Origin of the sequence: Enterobacter sp. SGAir0187 (assembly GCF_002952735.2) — a bacterium.
Lineage (GTDB): Bacteria > Pseudomonadota > Gammaproteobacteria > Enterobacterales > Enterobacteriaceae > Enterobacter > Enterobacter quasiroggenkampii.
Map to the genome: position 1 here is coordinate 2,027,817 of NZ_CP025034.2, position 15,954 is coordinate 2,043,770.

The window sequence follows — 15,954 nt, forward strand, 5'->3', positions numbered from 1 at the left end:
GGGAAGTTCATGAATCAGATCCACGTCATTGCCCATACGCACTGGGATCAGGAGTGGTATTTCACCCGTCAGGACAGCATGGTGCTGGCGTCATATAACTTTGGGGACGTTATCGACACGCTGGAGCAGGACCCGGCTTACAGCTGCTATCACCTTGACGGACAGATGGCGGTGGTAGAGGACTTTCTCGCCATCAATCCCGATTATCGCACCAGGCTGGAGACGCTGGTCAGAGCGAAAAGGATTTTTGTGGGGCCGTGGTATACCCAGACGGACACCTACAACGTGCATGGCGAATCCATTATCCGCAACCTCAAATACGGCATCTTCTCTGCCCGTAAGCTGGGGCACGCCATGCAGGTTGGGTATCTTCCGGATACCTTCGGCCACAATGCGCAGATGCCCACGATTTTGCAGGGCTGCAATATCGACAATATCGTCTTCTGGCGCGGTATCGATCACGACAGACAGGCGAAAAGCAGCCAGTTCCTCTGGCGCGCGCCGTCAGGGGCGACCGTTATCGCCTGCGCGATGGCGCTCGGTTATGGCGCGGCTAAAAACATCTCTTCAGACGCGAGCCATTTGCAGGGAAAAATCTTCCCGATGGTCAATCTCCTGCGCTCGCGGGCCGGAATAAATGACCTGCTGCTGCCCTGCGGCGGCGATCAGGTCAGTATCGACCCGGCGCTGCCGAAAATTCTGCAGGTCGCCAGCGCACACTCTCCCGATGGGGATCGATACGTTATCAGTTCGCTGGAGCGCTACGTCGACATTCTGCGCGCGCAGCGTGAACTGTTTGAAGGCTGGGAAGGGGAGCTGAAATCGCCGCGCTACACCCGCATCCATAAAACGATCGGCTCCGTACGCTACGACATCAAAAAGAAAAATGATGAGGTGGAGCAGTTCATCCTGCGGCAGCTGGAGCCGACAATCGCTATGGCGCGCCATCAGGGGATTGCGGTCAACCTCTCGGTGGTCGATACGCTCTGGAAGAAGCTGTTGCGAAGCCATGCCCACGACTCTATCGGCGGCTGTAACAGCGATGCCACCAACCGCGACATACTGCATCGGCTGGAGCAAACCGAACAGCTGTGCCACAGCCTGTGGAATCTGGTGGTGAAAACCCTGGCCGCCGCCTGCGCTCAGGAAGGCGATCTGCTGATTTTTAACCCGCTGGCCATGCAAACGCAGCGCGTGGTGAAAACCAGTCTCTATAGCCGCGCTGAAAATATCGCGCTGACGTATCAGGGGCAGCCCATCCCCTTCGACGTCCTGAAAAGAGATATTCTGCCAGGCGGAACGGCGATCTCCCTTACCGCCGAAGGCGAGTGTGAAACGCCCCTTCCCTCTTATTACCGCTGGCAGGTTGCTTTGCAAACTCCGGTTATACCGTCGGTCGGCTATCTTACCGTCAGTGTTGAAGAGAACCCTGCACCGTTCCGGCAGCCTGAACAGATTACGGGCTGTGAGATAGAAAATACGCACTACCAACTGACGCTGGACGCCGGAATGCTTACCCTGCATGACAAACGTAGCGGCAGACGTATCCCCTCTTTCTTTACCCTTGAAGACAGCGCGGACGCGGGCGACAGCTACGATTTCTCACCGCTTGCGAGCGATACGCCGACGCGATGCGACCATTTCACGCTCGTCGACTGCCTGAAAACGCCGCTTGTCGAAAAGCTGATCGTTGAAGCCACCCTGTTTCTTCCGCCAGATCTCGCCGGACGCCAGGATACTGCCCGAACGCCGTTATCCCTTCGTCTGGAGTGCACATTACGCGAAGACGATCCGAACCTGTACGTCGAGGCTTCGCTGGAAAACAGCCACTGCGATCACCGGCTACGTTTACTGATCGGCAGCGATATTCGCACCCGTCACGCTATCGCCTCCCAGCCCTTCGCGATAATCCAGCGCGATACGGGGTGTGAGAGTGAAAACTGGCAGGAGCGCTATCGCGAGATGCCCGTGGATATCGAAACCACCGAAGGCATTATCGCTGTCGCGGAAGCGGGCAAAGCGCTGGTGGTGAATAGTCGCGGTATGAAGGAATTTCAGATTATCGGCAGCGAACCCGCGACGATTGCCATGACGTTGTTTAAAGCGACGGGCGTGCTCGGGCGCAACGATCTCGACTGGCGACCGGGCCGTGCGTCCGGCATTAATAATACGGTGGTTGAGACCCCCGACGCCCAGTTACTGAAACCGCTGCACTTTTCATTTACCGTCGCGCTGGCCGACAACGCCGATCATCTCACGCTTCGCCAGCTGGAAAATCAGGCGGCCGGACAGCCCTTCACCTACCAACAGCAATCGTTACACACGCTCGATCACCGCCTTGAGCGCTTTGCGTTGCGTCTGCCCGAGCATCAGCTTCCGGCACAATTCTCATTATTGACCCTGCCGGAGCCGCTAGTCCTTTCTGCCCTGCCCCATGCGCAACGGTCGAATGGCACCGTCGTCCGCGTGTTTAACGCCGGGACGCAGCCGGTTCCCGTCCCGGAAAGTCTGGCGGGGCTACGTCAGATCAACTATCTGGAAGAGCCTGTGCCGCCGGTAACGGCAATCCCCCCTTTCGCAACCTGCGATTTTTTGATGGAGGCTTAATATGAACTTGCTTGCATTGACGCACCCCGATCTGGTTTTTATCAACCCGCCGCACCGTACGCCTGAAGCGCTGATCCGCTGGCTCGCCGAACCGCTCGCCAGGCGAAAAATCATCTGCGATGAAGAAACATTCATCCAGAGCGTGTTACAGCGCGAAAGCGAAGGCCCTACCGCGCTGGGTGAAGCGCTCGCCGTTCCGCACGGTAAAACCGAGGCGGTGCAGCAGGCGGCGTTTTGTCTGGCACTCTTTGACGACCCGATACGCTGGCCGGGGCTGGACGGTGATGAAGAGGTCAGAATGGTTTTCCTGCTCGCCATTCCGCCCGCGGAAGCAGGCAGTACCCACATGCAGCTGCTGACGACGCTGACCAGTTTATTGACAGAAGATCGAGTGCGCGCGCAGCTTCTGGCGGCGCGCACCCGGGAAGAGGCGATGTCCGCCCTGAGTGCTGAAGAACCTCAAAAACAAGATGCGGCCCCTGACCGCTCCCTTCTCATTCCAGTGATACTGGGCAGTATCGCTACCGCAGCCTTTTTACAGGCAGGATTGAGCTGGGCCTGCGCGGTGAGTTAACCGAACGGCGCTCAGCACGTACCACGTTGAGCGCTTGTTTTTGTTGAATAATTAATCAGATTTTTCCTTCGCGTCTTTACAAAGGCTGAAGCGCCCGCCGTTTGTACTCTCGTCTTTTTACTTTGTTCTGCGTCAAATAAATCGCAAACTTGTTTGATGCAAATCACTATATGTAGAACTTAAAATGCACGCCGACCCAACATCTTGTATTAATCGTCTACTATTCCAACAACAAGACGGCGCTGACGCTGGCCGGAATTGTGGATAACACGAGCTGGGAACGCGGGAAGTCTTTGGCCTGGCGGGAAATGCGTCCGGTGAATACTTCTCCACCTCTGTGGATAACCTGTTTTCAAAAATGGAGTGATCATGACACCGCATGTGATGAAACGTGATGGCTGTAAAGTGCCGTTTAAATCAGAGCGCATCCAGGAAGCCATTCTGCGTGCAGCTAAAGCAGCGGGAGTCGATGACGCAGATTACTGCGCCACCGTCGCAGAAGTCGTTAGCAGCCAGATGAATGAACGCAGCCAGGTCGATATCAACGAAATCCAGACCGCGGTTGAGAACCAGCTGATGGCAGGACCTTACAAGCAGCTGGCGCGCGCCTACATTGAGTACCGCCACGATCGCGACGTGCAGCGCGAGAAGCGCGGTCGTCTGAATCAGGAGATCCGTGGCCTGGTCGAGCAGACCAACTCCGCCCTGCTCAATGAAAACGCCAACAAAGACAGTAAAGTGATCCCCACCCAGCGCGATCTGCTGGCCGGTATCGTCGCCAAACACTATGCCCGCCAGCATCTGCTGCCGCGTGACGTGGTCTCGGCGCACGAGCGCGGCGAAATTCACTACCACGATCTCGACTATTCGCCGTTCTTCCCGATGTTCAACTGCATGCTGATCGACCTGAAAGGCATGCTGACCCACGGTTTTAAAATGGGCAACGCCGAGATTGAGCCGCCTAAGTCAATCTCCACGGCCACCGCGGTCACGGCGCAGATTATCGCCCAGGTCGCCAGCCACATTTACGGCGGCACCACGATTAACCGCATTGATGAAGTGCTGGCTCCGTTCGTCACGGCGAGCTTCAACAAGCACCGTAAAACGGCTGAAGAGTGGCAGATCCCGGACGCTGACGGCTACGCCCATTCCCGTACCGAGAAAGAGTGCTACGACGCGTTCCAGTCGCTGGAATATGAGGTGAACACGCTGCACACCGCCAACGGCCAGACACCGTTTGTGACCTTCGGCTTTGGCCTGGGCACCAGCTGGGAATCGCGTCTGATCCAGCAGTCCATTCTGCGCAATCGTATTTCCGGCCTTGGCAAAAACCGCAAAACCGCGGTGTTCCCGAAACTGGTGTTCGCGATCCGCGACGGCCTGAACCACAAGTTTGGCGATCCAAACTACGACATCAAACAGCTGGCGCTGGAGTGCGCGAGCAAGCGCATGTATCCGGACATCCTGAACTACGATCAGGTGGTGAAGGTCACCGGTTCGTTTAAAACGCCAATGGGCTGCCGCAGCTTCCTCGGCGTGTACGAGGATGAAAACGGCGAGCAGATCCACGACGGGCGCAACAACCTCGGCGTGATCAGCCTCAACCTGCCGCGCATCGCGCTGGAAGCAAAAGGCAATGAAGACGCCTTCTGGGCGCTGCTGGACGAGCGCCTGCAGCTGGCGCGTAAGGCGCTGATGACCCGTATTGCCCGTCTGGAAGGGGTCAAAGCCCGCGTCGCGCCGATCCTCTATATGGAAGGGGCCTGCGGCGTGCGCCTGAAGGCGGACGATGACGTGTCTGAGATCTTCAAAAACGGTCGCGCGTCGATTTCGCTGGGCTACATCGGCATTCACGAAACCATCAACGCGCTGTTTGGCGACACGCACATGTACGACAGCGAAGCCCTGCGTGAGAAAGGCATCGCCATCGTTCAGCGCCTGCGCGACGCGGTAGACCAGTGGAAAGAGGAAACCGGCTACGGTTTCAGCCTGTACAGCACGCCGAGCGAGAACCTGTGCGACCGCTTCTGCCGTCTGGACACCGCCGAGTTCGGGATTGTGGAAGGCGTGACCGACAAAGGGTACTACACCAACAGCTTCCACCTCGACGTGGAGAAAAAGGTGAACCCGTATGACAAGATCGACTTCGAAGCGGCGTATCCGCCGATCGCCAGCGGCGGCTTCATCTGCTACGGCGAGTACCCGAACATTCAGCACAACCTGAAGGCGCTGGAGGACGTGTGGGATTACAGCTATCAGCACGTGCCGTATTACGGGACCAACACGCCAATCGACGAGTGCTACGAGTGCGGCTTTACCGGTGAGTTCGAGTGTACGAGCAAAGGCTTCACCTGCCCGAAATGCGGCAACCACGATGCGGCCCGCGTCTCCGTGACCCGTCGCGTGTGCGGCTACCTCGGCAGCCCGGACGCGCGTCCGTTTAACGCCGGCAAGCAGGAAGAGGTGAAGCGCCGCGTGAAGCATCTGGGGAATGGGCAGATCGGGTAAGTTCTGCGCGGGGTTTTCCCCCTCACCCTACCCCTCTCCCTCAAGGGAGAGGGAACCGATCGAGCACATTGTTATGCCGGCCGCCGGTTTTCTCCCTCTCCCTGTGGGAGAGGGCCGGGGTGAGGGCATCAGGTTAACGCTATGAATTACCATCAATACTACCCCGTCGACATCGTCAACGGCCCCGGCACCCGCTGCACCCTGTTCGTCTCAGGCTGCGTCCACGAATGCCCCGGCTGCTACAACAAAAGCACCTGGCGCCTGAATTCCGGCAAGCCGTTCACCGCGGAGATGGAAGATAAAATCATCAGCGACCTGAACGACACGCGCATTCACCGTCAGGGAATTTCGCTCTCCGGCGGCGATCCGCTGCATCCGCAAAACGTGCCGGATATTTTGAAGCTGGTGAAGCGCATTCGCCGCGAGTGCTCGGGAAAGGATATCTGGGTCTGGACGGGATACAAGCTGGATGAGCTGAACGCGCAGCAAATGGAAGTCGTGGATCTGATTAACGTGCTGGTCGACGGCAAGTTCATGCAGGATTTAAAAGACCCGGCGCTCATCTGGCGCGGCAGCAGCAACCAGGTTGTGCATCATTTGCGTTGATCAAAGGCGGATGTTAGCCATCCGCCCTTATCTCAAAACCGACTCAAACTCTCCATTGCCACCGCCTTAAATCCGGCAAAATCCTCGCAGCTACAGAGCCGTGACATCGCCCGCTCGCGCAGGAAAGTGACGAAGATATCGTAAATCGCCATCGCCTCTTCGTATTCGCTTTTGCTGATGGCAAGCAGGAAGATGACGTGCGCGGTTTCGTCGCCCCACTTAACGCCGTGCGGGGCCAGCACGGTGTAGACCACCGTTTTCTGCGCCAGCAGGCCGAGGGAGTGCGGCAGCGCGATGCCGTCGCCGAGCATGGTGCTGACGATAGCTTCACGCTCAACAACCGAATCCAGAAACTCCGCGCCAACAAAGCCTTCGGCCTCAAGCTGTTCACACAGCTCGCGGAACAGCGTCTGCTGATCGATCGGCTTGTCGATAATGCGGAAGTGGGCCGCGTCGAAGTATTTATCCAGCATCCACGGGCGGGTGCGGTCCACCAGCACCAGTTTGCCAATCTGTTCTAACTGATAGTCGGTCGGGAACGGGGCGATCATCACCACCGGTTTCGACTTTTCGCTGACGCGGGCGGTGGCGATCACAAAGTCTTCGCCAATGGTTTCCGCCAGCTCGTACTCGCGCAGGGTGAACGTGCGCGTCACCTCAATCTGCGGGTATTTACGCTGCAGCACCGCCTCAATCATGCGCACCATCGCGTTACCGGCGTCGCATACCAGCAGCACGCGCGGCTGACGCTGGTAGCCAATGTTGTAGTGGCGCTCCAGCCCGACGCCAATATGCAGCACCAGGAAACCAATCTCGTTTTCGCTGATCACATATGGCGTGTATTTGCCCCAGCTCGACACTGCGGCCAACGTCATGTCCCACGCCATCGGGTAGTGCTGCTTGATGTTATCCAGCAGCGGATTGGGGATCATGATTTGATACCGCACGCGGGTGATCATGGTTTTAATATGCGTCAGCAGATCCGCGTGCAGTTGCGCGTCGCTAAGCAGGTTGTAGTTATAGTGGGTGTTGATGTAGCGCAGGATGTAGTTGACCAACGCTTCATCGTCATCGGCATTAATCGCGCTCGGGGCGATCTCCTGGATCTGCCGCGCCGCAATGTGCACGCACAGCCAGCTCTCCTCCGACGGCGAAAGCGTTTTGCCCGCCAGCTGCTGGATGGTCACCGCGATATCCTTCGCCGCCTCGCGCACGTTCTCTTCCACGTCTTCGGCATGGAATTCCGGCAGCGGGTAACCTTCGCTGATGCGACGTACCGACACCGCGCAGTACAGGCGCAGGAACAGCTCGCCTTCATCAGTCAGGCGAATGTGGTGACGCGTCAGGGCGTCGTGCAGCACCGGCACCATCTGCTCCGCCACGCCCGCATTGAGCGCCACGTCGGTTACCAGCGGGTTCAGGCTGTCCTGCTGCGCCAGCTCCCAGAGCAGATCGGTCAGGCACGCGCGGGTCGACATCTCGCTGCCAAACAGCTTCATCCCATGGCGCGGACGGGTTTCCAGCGTCAGGTTGTAACGATGAAACCACTCGCGTACCTCCGCCATGTCGCTTTGCAGCGTGGCGCGGCTGACGAACCACTCGTCCGCCAGATCCTCCAGCTTAAGCGAAAACGCCGAGGTGAGAAAACGCACCACCAGATAATGCACGCGCTCCGGCCCGGTCCGTGGGATACGCAGCGCGCGCGGGTGGGATGCCTGAAGCTGCTGATAGCGCCCGGCATCCTCAATTTTGAGCTGGTAGCCGTTGCCCCGGCTCAGGATAAACTGCGCGCCGTGGCTGGCCAGCAGCGCGTTCAGGGCGGTGATATCCGCACGGACGGTTCGCGTGGAGACCGACAGCCGCTGCGCCAGCTCGTCCTGCGGCAGCGTCTCGTTTTGCAGCAGGTCGAAAAGTTGCGCTAAACGTTGGTTCGGAAATCGCACGTCGTTGTCCTCTAACAGCTTAAGGTGAAATGACCATCTGGGATGGGCTGCCGACCGGGGTATAGTCTGGCTCAAAGCTTAGCTTGCCGTCCTGACCGACGCGGAAACGGGTAATGTTGTCGCTCCGCTGGTTCATGACGTACAGCCAGCGCCCCTGTTTATCGAGCGTCAGGGTGCGGGGATAATCACCACGCGTCCACACGTCATCCTGATGCGTCAGCGTACCCTCCGCTGTTACGGTAAAGTGCCCGATGCTGTTATGCAAACGGTTAGCCACATACAGCTGCCTGCCATCGGCGCTTAATGCGAGCCCGGCAGCAAAGCTGGTGCCTTTGTAACCTTCCGGCAGAGCAGAGACCGTTTTACCCTCTTTCAAGGTGCCGTTGGCGTTCACGGTATACCGGGTGAGCGTAGACGCCTCTTCGTTAATCAACCACAGGGCATCGCCCTTCGGCGTAAAGACAAAGTGGCGCGGTCCGGCGCCTTTCGAGGAGGCGCTGATAAACGGCGGATCGTTCGGCGTCAGCTTTCCTGTCCGATCGTCAAAACGGTACTGGTAGAGGCGATCCAGCCCAAGATCGGTGGAAAACACGTATTTCCCGCTTGGATCGGCGGCGATCATGTGCGCATGGGGGCCGTTATGATCGCTGATCGCGAAACTGCCCTCCGCAGCGGCTTCGGGCTTCGCCGCACCCGGTTCGCCTTGATCCTGATATGTGTCCGTGGCTTCACCCAGGCTACCGTCTGCGTTGACGGGTAAAACGGCAATGGAGCCGCTGACGTAGTTCGCCACCAGCAGATGCTGGCCGTTCGGCGTCAGGGAGAGATACACCGGCCCGGCACCGCCGGAGGCCACCTGATTGAGCTGGCTCAGCTCACCGTTATCGCCGACGCGCAGCGCCTGCACCACGCCCTGCTCCACTTCGCTTGCCAGATACAGCGTTTTGCCGTCCTGTGAAAGGGTCAACTGCGCCGCATTCGGCAGTTTGCTCACCAGCGTTTTATCGTTCAGCGCGCCGGTTTGCGGGTTAACAGTAAAACGGTACAACCCTTCACCGTTCGGATTATAGGTACCCACCCAGGCATATTGCGTCTGGGCGACAGCGGCGGTGGCGAGCATTGAGAGTGAAGCGACAAGCAAGGTACGGGTGTGCATGGTGGCTCCTGTATAGGTGTGAGTTCTACTTCACCAGCTTCTTCGTCATCGCCAGCAGGGTACGCACATCTTCCGGACGCGTATCACCGCTGGCTTTGTCGATAATCGAGCTGTAGATATGCGGGATGATTTTGCTCACGCCCGCGTCGAGGGCGATCTGCAGGATCTCCTCATAGTTTTCCAGATCGATACCTCCGGTCGGCTCCAGCCAGAAGTCGTGACGGGCGCAGGCTTCCGCCACCGCTTTGTACTCGTCACGGCACTTCAGGCCGCCCATCGGGAAGTATTTGATGGAGCTGCCGCCGAAATCTTTCAGCAGGGCAATCGCCGTTTCAACCGGCACGATGCCGTCAGGTGCCGCGCTGCTCAGCGGGCCGGTGGAGATTTTGACCATGCCGACGGTGCCGGTCGGGGAGACCAGACCGTTGACCACAGAGTCGTTCTGTCCCAGCAGCGCGCGGCTGGTAGCCACGCCGGTAAAGACCTGGTTGACGTGCTGCGGCTGCACCTGGCGAGAGATCTCACTCACCATCGCCGACTGGTTCGGATCGCCCGCGCCCAGCCCAACAGACAGCGCGTTATCAATCAGCGCCGCGTACTCGCGCATATCCGCTACCGCGCTGGCCACGTCCGGGTAATTTTTGGAGAGCACGCCCACCAGCACGTGACCTTCCGCCGCCTCGTAGATGGCGCTGGCGTTGGCTTTCGACCCTGCCAGCACGTTCAGACAGACGCGGTCACGGTAAAAGTTGGGGGTCAGTTTCATGCATTTTTCTCCTGTCCTAATACTTCGCTAATGCGGCGGTACACGATGTTCAGCTGATCAGCATTCACGCTGCGTACATCCGCTTCGATAATCCCTTCGTTGGCCTTGTAGCCACGGAAGTAAATGGCGTATTCGCCCTGCTTGAGCTTCGCCACCAGGTCACCCGTGCCGACGCCCGTTGTGGCTTCATCAAACTTAATCTCGGTGCGGGCGATATCGCGTCCGGCGCTGTCCCAGACCACGCGCGCGGTCACACCATTCAGGGTGTTGAGCGCCTCGATAAACGGCGTCATTTTCGCCACCATCTCGGCGCCACTCTCTTTGGTGGCCGTCAGATAGTGTTCGATGGCGCAGGTCAGGCCAAGAATGCCCTCTTTTCCCACCTTCATCGCGCGGCCAATGCCCGCCGTCTGGCGTTTGACCCACTCGACGTACTGAGTTTTGCCGATCACCAGCCCGCTGGTTGGGCCTTCGATCGCCTTCGCGCCGCTGTAGATCACCAGGTCCGCGCCGGAGCGGTAGTAAACATGCAGATCTTCTTCCGCCGCGGCATCGACGATGAGCGGCAAGTCGTGTTTACGCGCGACAACGGCCGCCTGCTCGACGCTGAGCATGCTTTTCTGCACGCAGTGGTGAGATTTGATATAGAGGATCGCGGCCGTGCGCGGGGTGATCGCCGCCGCCAGCTGATCGGCGGAACATTCGTTGGCGTAGCCCGCCTCCACCAGCTTACCGCCGCCCAGCGCGACCATGGTGCCCACCGGCGCGCCAAAGTTCACGTTGTGGCCTTTCGGCAGGACGATCTCGTTATTCTCAATCGGGGTGACGTGCAGGTTTTCCAGCAGCCAGTCGCTGTCTTTGACCAGCACCGCGGCCACGGACTGGGCAATGCCCGCAGACGCGCAGGAGACGACCGTCGCCCCTTCCACATCCAGCAGCCTGGCGATGTACTCCCCGGTTTTGTTGACCAGATCCTTCATCTCGAAATAGTGATTCATACCGTCCATCGCCGCCTGCACCACCTCCGGGCGCGGCGTGGAGACGCCCAGCGCCGTCATGCGGCCAGAGGTGTTGATCACCTGCTTTAAGTTGTACTTCTCATAAATCGAAGGCATTTTCCGTGCTCCCTTGTTCGGTCATGTAGCCCTTGCCCGCGCGGATCGCGGCAAGCGGCACCAGAATGTGTTCAGCCTGCAGGCTGTCGTTTTCGGCATCCGTCAGCACCGTCGGCTGACGTTTGAGGATGAATAGCGTCAGGTCAGCGTCGAGACCCGGCTGAATGCGGCCCTTGCGCGTCAGGCGCAGGCCGTCGGCGGCGTTCGCCGTGACGCAGTCAATCACCTGCGGCAGCGACATGCCGATGGCAAGGAATTTCGACATCACGCTCGCCAGCGAGCCCACCGGGCCGTTGATGCGGTTGCGGCAGTAGATATCTGAGCTGATGGTGTGCGGCAGAATGCCCATCGCGATGGCGCGTTTTGCCACCTCAAAGCTAAAGCTCGCCGTGCCGTGCCCCACGTCCAGACGCACGCCGCGCTTCAGGGCAGAGGAAATGGAGGCGCGAAGCTCGCCCGAGGGCGTCAGAATGCGGTTAGGCTTGCCGTTATAGCAGTGGGTAATGATGTCGCCGGAACTCAGCAGTTCGGCAATTTCGTCGAGGTTCGGCGGGTTGTTGCCGATGTGCACCATCAGCGGCAGGTCGCCGTTCTCTTTCTGAATCGCTTTCGCGCGCGCCAGCGGCGTGATGCCGTTGTCACCGACCACGCTGCTGCTCATGCGCGCCTTCAGGCCAACGATAAAATCAGGGTGGCGCTTCACCGCCTGCTTCACCGCCTCGGCATCAACATTGGCCATATTGGCCAGCTCGTTCTGGGCAATCAGCCCCACGCGGGAGATGTTCAGCAGGGCAAACACCTCGGTGGAGGCCTTGCGGGTGATCTCATAGAAATCGTCCACGTCGTCGGCGCCGGTACTGCCCGCGTCCACCACGGTGGTGACGCCGGTGGCAACGCCCACGCTGTCGGGTTCGTCGTGGTAAATCGGGGAATTCGGGTAGCAGTGTACGTGGGAGTCAATCCAGCCTGCGCTGACGAACACTTCACCGTTCAGCTCAACCGTTTTATGCGCGGGCGCGTTAATCTCGCCCAGCGCCGCGATTTTCCCGTCCTGAATGGCGATATCGGTCAGGGTATCGTCGGTGAGGCGCGCACGGCGCAGGAGTAAATCAAACATGAGGATCTCCTGATAAGGCGGGCGCCAGCGCGCCCGCGGGTATTAAAGGGCAACCGGGAACAGCCAGCCCAGAATCATCGCGCCGAGGATAGCGCCACCGGTAATCGGCTTCTGCCAGATGTAGAACAGCAGCGCGCCCACCAGCGAGCCGACGCCGATTGGAATGGAGGCGGTCATGGCGCTGAGGATGATCAACGGCCCGAGGAAGCGGCCGGAGGCGTTGCCCGCGCCCATCATCACGTCTGCACCGTAGGTAGAATTGCTCTGGTTGATGGTGAACTTACGCGCCAGGATGATGACGTAGCCAATCGCCAGACCAATCACCAGGCCGGTGATCAGCGAAGCAATGAAGTTGGTCACCGGGAACATGATCCCCGCACCCAGCAGCAGCGCCGGTACGCCGAGGCCCACGCCGGTCTGGATCGCCCCGCCGATATCAAGAATACCCACCAGCGACCCTTCGATAATACGGGCGAACAGGAAGCTCGCGCCAAACGCTGCCACCGCGCCGTAAACGCCGGTATCTATCCCCGCTTTCAGCATCGCCACGAAGGCCACTTCGTTAAACGCCCCGATGCCGTAGAGGTAGTACATGTGCGTCCCGGCAAACACGCCGGAGGAGAGCAGGCCAACAAAGATCGGGAACGACCAGTCGGCATACCAAAAACCTTTATTCTGTTCCATTTAGAGGCTCCTGTTATTTACCGCTGAGCGAGTTGTGGATCATGTCGAGCCAGTTCGGCACGGTCAGATGGAAGGATTCGATCATCTTCATGTCGAAGCCGCGGAAGAAGCCGCTCAGCACGAAGAGCAGGACGATCGCCGCCATCATCACTTTGGTGACGTGGTTCCAGCCGCTCTCTTCCACGCCTTTCCCGATCAGGATCCCCAGCACCAGGCCCGGTACGGCGTTGCCCATAATCAGCTGCGCCGCGCCGCCGAAGATGGTGGCCCAGAAGCCCGATTTTTTACCCGCATCGATGGCTGCCAGCCAGAAGATCACCGGCATCACAGTGTTCACCAGCAGGTTTGCCGCCGGCACCAGCACCTTCACGGCGGTGACCTGAAGCGCTGCGGGAACGGAGGAAGCGGTCAGGTTAAGGAAGGTCACGACGATCATGCCGATCACGCCGCAGGCAATCGCCATTTTGCGGGGATCGTGCAGCGTTTCGCCGACGTTACGGTTTTTGATCATCAGTGCAGCCGCACCCCAGTTCGGGATGATGCGGTGGTCAACGTCCTGTGTGAAAGCCCCTGCGGCCACGGAAGAGGCCCAGGCGTTAAAGAAGAAACCTAACCCAAAGGAGAAGTGGGACGCCGGATCCCCTTCACAGGAGTTCAGTTCCCCCAACGTACGAAACGCGCCCATACCCTGAGTGGTAGGCGCATGAAACATGCGTGCAGCCCCTGCACCCACACCGACGCCAACCAGGCCGCCAATGATGAGCGATTTTATTAATATAATTAAGAACATCAGTCTGCCCTTTTATGAATAATCAGCGTTGCGTGACGAAATCCACCTGGTCGAGATTGATGGCTGTCACGTTGACGGTCACATCCAGCTCCACGCTGTAGGTGCGTCTTTCCCGGCGCAGAAAGAAGAACAGAAACGCTTCTTTACGCACCGCTTCTTGCGCCTGAACGACCTGCACATCCTGTGGCTCAATACGCAGTAAGATATGCGGTGAGGCTTTCATCACCGCGGCCTGAACGTGGTTGAGCGCGTCGGCAAAGGCGCGCGCTTTGGCGTCGCCCTTCCCCTTCACTCTCACCGTGGTTGTGAACTGTTCTTTCATGCTTATGCGCCGTATTTCTTCTGCCACGCCTGTACCAGACGCTCGCCCAGCTCTTCTTTATCCATAAAGCCAAAGCCCAGCACGTTGCAGCCTTCGTTGATGGCGGTGACGCCTTCGTCCACGGAACGCATGCCGTATTTGGCCTTGTAGCCATATTTGGTCTGGGCGGTGATGGCGCCCGCGCCGCCGCTGCCGCAGAAGGAGATGCCGAAGGTGGCGTTTTCCGCTTTCATCACGTCGCCGAGCTTCATGTCCGCCGCCATGCCCGGTACGACCACCGCGCGTCCACCTGCTTTTTCCACACCGGCAGCCACTTTCTGACCTTTACCCAGGCGATCGCCAATCACGACTGTAATCTGTTCCATGTGTTGCTCCTTAAAGGTTGTCTTTTGCGACTTCAAAGTGAACGGAGAGCAGCCAGGCTTCTTCATCTGGAAGGTTGCCAAACTGCGCGACCACTTCACGGGCAAGCCGCATTGAATCCGGTGAAATTTCGTCAAACAGCTCTGCTTCAACCTCCGGCAGCGGCTCGCCGGTCACGGACCGGTGTGCCATTGCGCGCACGTGGGAAGTGAGCATCTGCTCCTGTACCGCATTGGGGATGATGTTGTTCCGGGCCAGCAGGGCATAAACCTGCTGCAGCATGGTGTTCGCGAGCTGTTCTGTTTGCTCCGCCTGTTCCCCAACGTCGTTCATTACCGCTCCGTTAATCACTGGTCTTACCCCGTTAATGGCTCTGGATTAAAACTAACGGTGGGAGGGACGGGTTTGTAGCGAGTTGTTTTCCACTTCGAAGTGGAAAGGCGAGCCGCAGCAGTGATCTGTGCCACATAAATGCGCCGAATCTGGATAAATCGATGTATTCGCGTGATGAATATCACGCTATTACGCGGCAACGAACGGGTAAGCAGAGTGGAAAAGATTCCGAGCAGGCTCGTAGAAATGTGACGTGGATAAGGTTTTCTTATGGGGATTGGGTAGAGTGGCGGCGGGTGCTTGAGACTGACCGTCTCAGGCATGGGACGGTAAGTGGAAAGCCCCGCCTGATAGAAAATCAGGGCGGGGGCTCGAAACGACACGTCACACCGTGGAGTTCGCTACCTCGCCCGCTTTACAGCAAGGAGGCATCCATGAAACGCCAATCCCCAATTATCCGGGTTTTGATGATTGTTGCTTTGACAATAATCATCTTAACGCTGGTGACGAGGAAAACACTGTGCGAGATCCGTTTTCGAAACGGCTCGCTTGAAGTGACAGCGCGGATGGATTGTCGCTCCGGCAAGTAGGGAGCAAGGATGCGGGGGCGCATCATGCGCCTCCGCATACGGGGAAGAACGTACAGCTCAGGCACCCAATTAACGATACTTTTTGTGATACGTGTTGCGCGTGGTCACAAACTGCTCGGCCGCCGCCTGAGCTTCCTTCACTTTGCCTTCGTTAGCGAGCTTCAGCGCGCCGTCGATCTGTCCGACCAGCACGTCAAAGCCGTGGCGGTAGTCTTTCATCTCAGCACTGTCTGCCGCTTTGCTTTCCAGCTTTGGCGGCGTCGCTTTTTGGGCGTCCAGCGCCGCTTCACGCATTTTGGTCAGTGCGTCTTTCATTTCCGCCGCATTGTCGGTTTTCTGCACCACCTTCAGGTTTTGACCGAGGATGCCCATGTCGTCTTCAAGATCGGCAGCAAACGCAGAAGAGCCAAGAACCAGCGTTGAAGCTGCGACGATCGCTAACAGATGTTTACGCATTGCTCACTTCCTTTTTTATTATTA

16 protein-coding genes are annotated in these 15,954 nt (G+C 58.4%); 5 read left to right on the top strand and 11 right to left on the bottom strand.

All coding sequences use genetic code 11. The annotated features are described in order from the left end of the window. Nucleotides 1-9 precede the first annotated feature (9 nt). From CWR52_RS09750 to nrdG, 4 genes are all read left to right on the top strand, one after another. On the top strand, nt 10-2,607 hold the full coding sequence (locus tag CWR52_RS09750) for a glycoside hydrolase family 38 C-terminal domain-containing protein (protein ID WP_104949531.1): 2,598 nt from the start codon (nt 10-12) through the stop codon (nt 2,605-2,607). Nucleotide 2,608: 1 nt separating this feature from the next. Beyond that, nucleotides 2,609-3,181, top strand: a complete 573-nt coding sequence (locus CWR52_RS09755; protein WP_041911451.1) for a PTS sugar transporter subunit IIA — start codon at nt 2,609-2,611, stop codon at nt 3,179-3,181. A gap of 369 nt (nt 3,182-3,550) precedes the next feature. After that, entirely contained in the window at nt 3,551-5,689 is a 2,139-nt protein-coding gene (nrdD, locus tag CWR52_RS09760) for an anaerobic ribonucleoside-triphosphate reductase (protein WP_104949532.1), read from the top strand. Nucleotides 5,690-5,830: 141 nt separating this feature from the next. Further along, entirely contained in the window at nt 5,831-6,295 is a 465-nt protein-coding gene (gene nrdG, locus CWR52_RS09765) for an anaerobic ribonucleoside-triphosphate reductase-activating protein (protein ID WP_104949533.1), read from the top strand. 32 nt (nt 6,296-6,327) lie between these two features. Here nrdG and CWR52_RS09770 read toward each other — a convergent pair whose 3' ends face one another. The 10 genes from CWR52_RS09770 to CWR52_RS09815 are packed head-to-tail and all read right to left on the bottom strand — an operon-like array spanning nt 6,328 to nt 14,902. Next, entirely contained in the window at nt 6,328-8,238 is a 1,911-nt protein-coding gene (locus tag CWR52_RS09770) for a BglG family transcription antiterminator (RefSeq protein ID WP_104949534.1), read from the bottom strand. 19 nt (nt 8,239-8,257) lie between these two features. Next, entirely contained in the window at nt 8,258-9,394 is a 1,137-nt protein-coding gene (locus CWR52_RS09775) for a lactonase family protein (RefSeq protein ID WP_104949535.1), read from the bottom strand. A gap of 25 nt (nt 9,395-9,419) precedes the next feature. After that, the gene (gene dagF / locus CWR52_RS09780) at nt 9,420-10,160 is read right to left on the bottom strand and encodes a 2-dehydro-3-deoxy-phosphogluconate aldolase (protein ID WP_023334305.1); all 741 of its coding nucleotides are present in this window, start codon (nt 10,158-10,160) and stop codon (nt 9,420-9,422) included. Beyond that, nucleotides 10,157-11,275 carry a DgaE family pyridoxal phosphate-dependent ammonia lyase gene (locus CWR52_RS09785; protein WP_104949536.1) on the bottom strand — a complete coding sequence of 373 codons (1,119 nt, stop codon included), beginning with the start codon at nt 11,273-11,275 and terminating at the stop codon, nt 10,157-10,159. Before CWR52_RS09785 ends, dagF begins: the two co-directional genes overlap by 4 nt. Continuing rightward, the gene (locus CWR52_RS09790; RefSeq protein WP_104949537.1) at nt 11,259-12,392 is read right to left on the bottom strand and encodes an amidohydrolase/deacetylase family metallohydrolase; all 1,134 of its coding nucleotides are present in this window, start codon (nt 12,390-12,392) and stop codon (nt 11,259-11,261) included. Before CWR52_RS09790 ends, CWR52_RS09785 begins: the two co-directional genes overlap by 17 nt. Before the next feature lie 42 nt (nt 12,393-12,434). Then, nucleotides 12,435-13,076, bottom strand: coding sequence for a DUF4310 family protein (locus tag CWR52_RS09795; RefSeq protein ID WP_003856081.1), 642 nt, complete (start codon nt 13,074-13,076; stop codon nt 12,435-12,437). Between the two features lie 13 nt (nt 13,077-13,089). Then, the gene (locus CWR52_RS09800; protein ID WP_008501408.1) at nt 13,090-13,866 is read right to left on the bottom strand and encodes a DUF4311 domain-containing protein; all 777 of its coding nucleotides are present in this window, start codon (nt 13,864-13,866) and stop codon (nt 13,090-13,092) included. A 22-nt stretch (nt 13,867-13,888) separates the two neighbouring features. Then, nucleotides 13,889-14,188, bottom strand: coding sequence for a DUF4312 family protein (locus CWR52_RS09805; protein ID WP_006810338.1), 300 nt, complete (start codon nt 14,186-14,188; stop codon nt 13,889-13,891). Nucleotides 14,189-14,190: 2 nt separating this feature from the next. Continuing rightward, the gene (locus CWR52_RS09810; protein WP_006810339.1) at nt 14,191-14,553 is read right to left on the bottom strand and encodes an SFCGS family glycine-rich protein; all 363 of its coding nucleotides are present in this window, start codon (nt 14,551-14,553) and stop codon (nt 14,191-14,193) included. Between the two features lie 10 nt (nt 14,554-14,563). Continuing rightward, nucleotides 14,564-14,902, bottom strand: coding sequence for a glycine dehydrogenase (locus tag CWR52_RS09815; RefSeq protein ID WP_025911967.1), 339 nt, complete (start codon nt 14,900-14,902; stop codon nt 14,564-14,566). Nucleotides 14,903-15,318: 416 nt separating this feature from the next. Here CWR52_RS09815 and CWR52_RS09820 point away from each other — a divergent pair, with 416 nt between their 5' ends. After that, a complete protein-coding gene (locus tag CWR52_RS09820) occupies nt 15,319-15,474 on the top strand; it encodes a Hok/Gef family protein (protein ID WP_104949538.1) in 156 nt (51 codons plus the stop codon). Nucleotides 15,475-15,543: 69 nt separating this feature from the next. On the opposite strand, the gene cybC is transcribed toward CWR52_RS09820, so the two are convergent. Next, nucleotides 15,544-15,930 (bottom strand): cytochrome b562, encoded by a 387-nt coding sequence (gene cybC, locus CWR52_RS09825; RefSeq protein WP_008501412.1) that lies wholly within the window; start codon nt 15,928-15,930, stop codon nt 15,544-15,546. Nucleotides 15,931-15,954 lie beyond the last annotated feature (24 nt).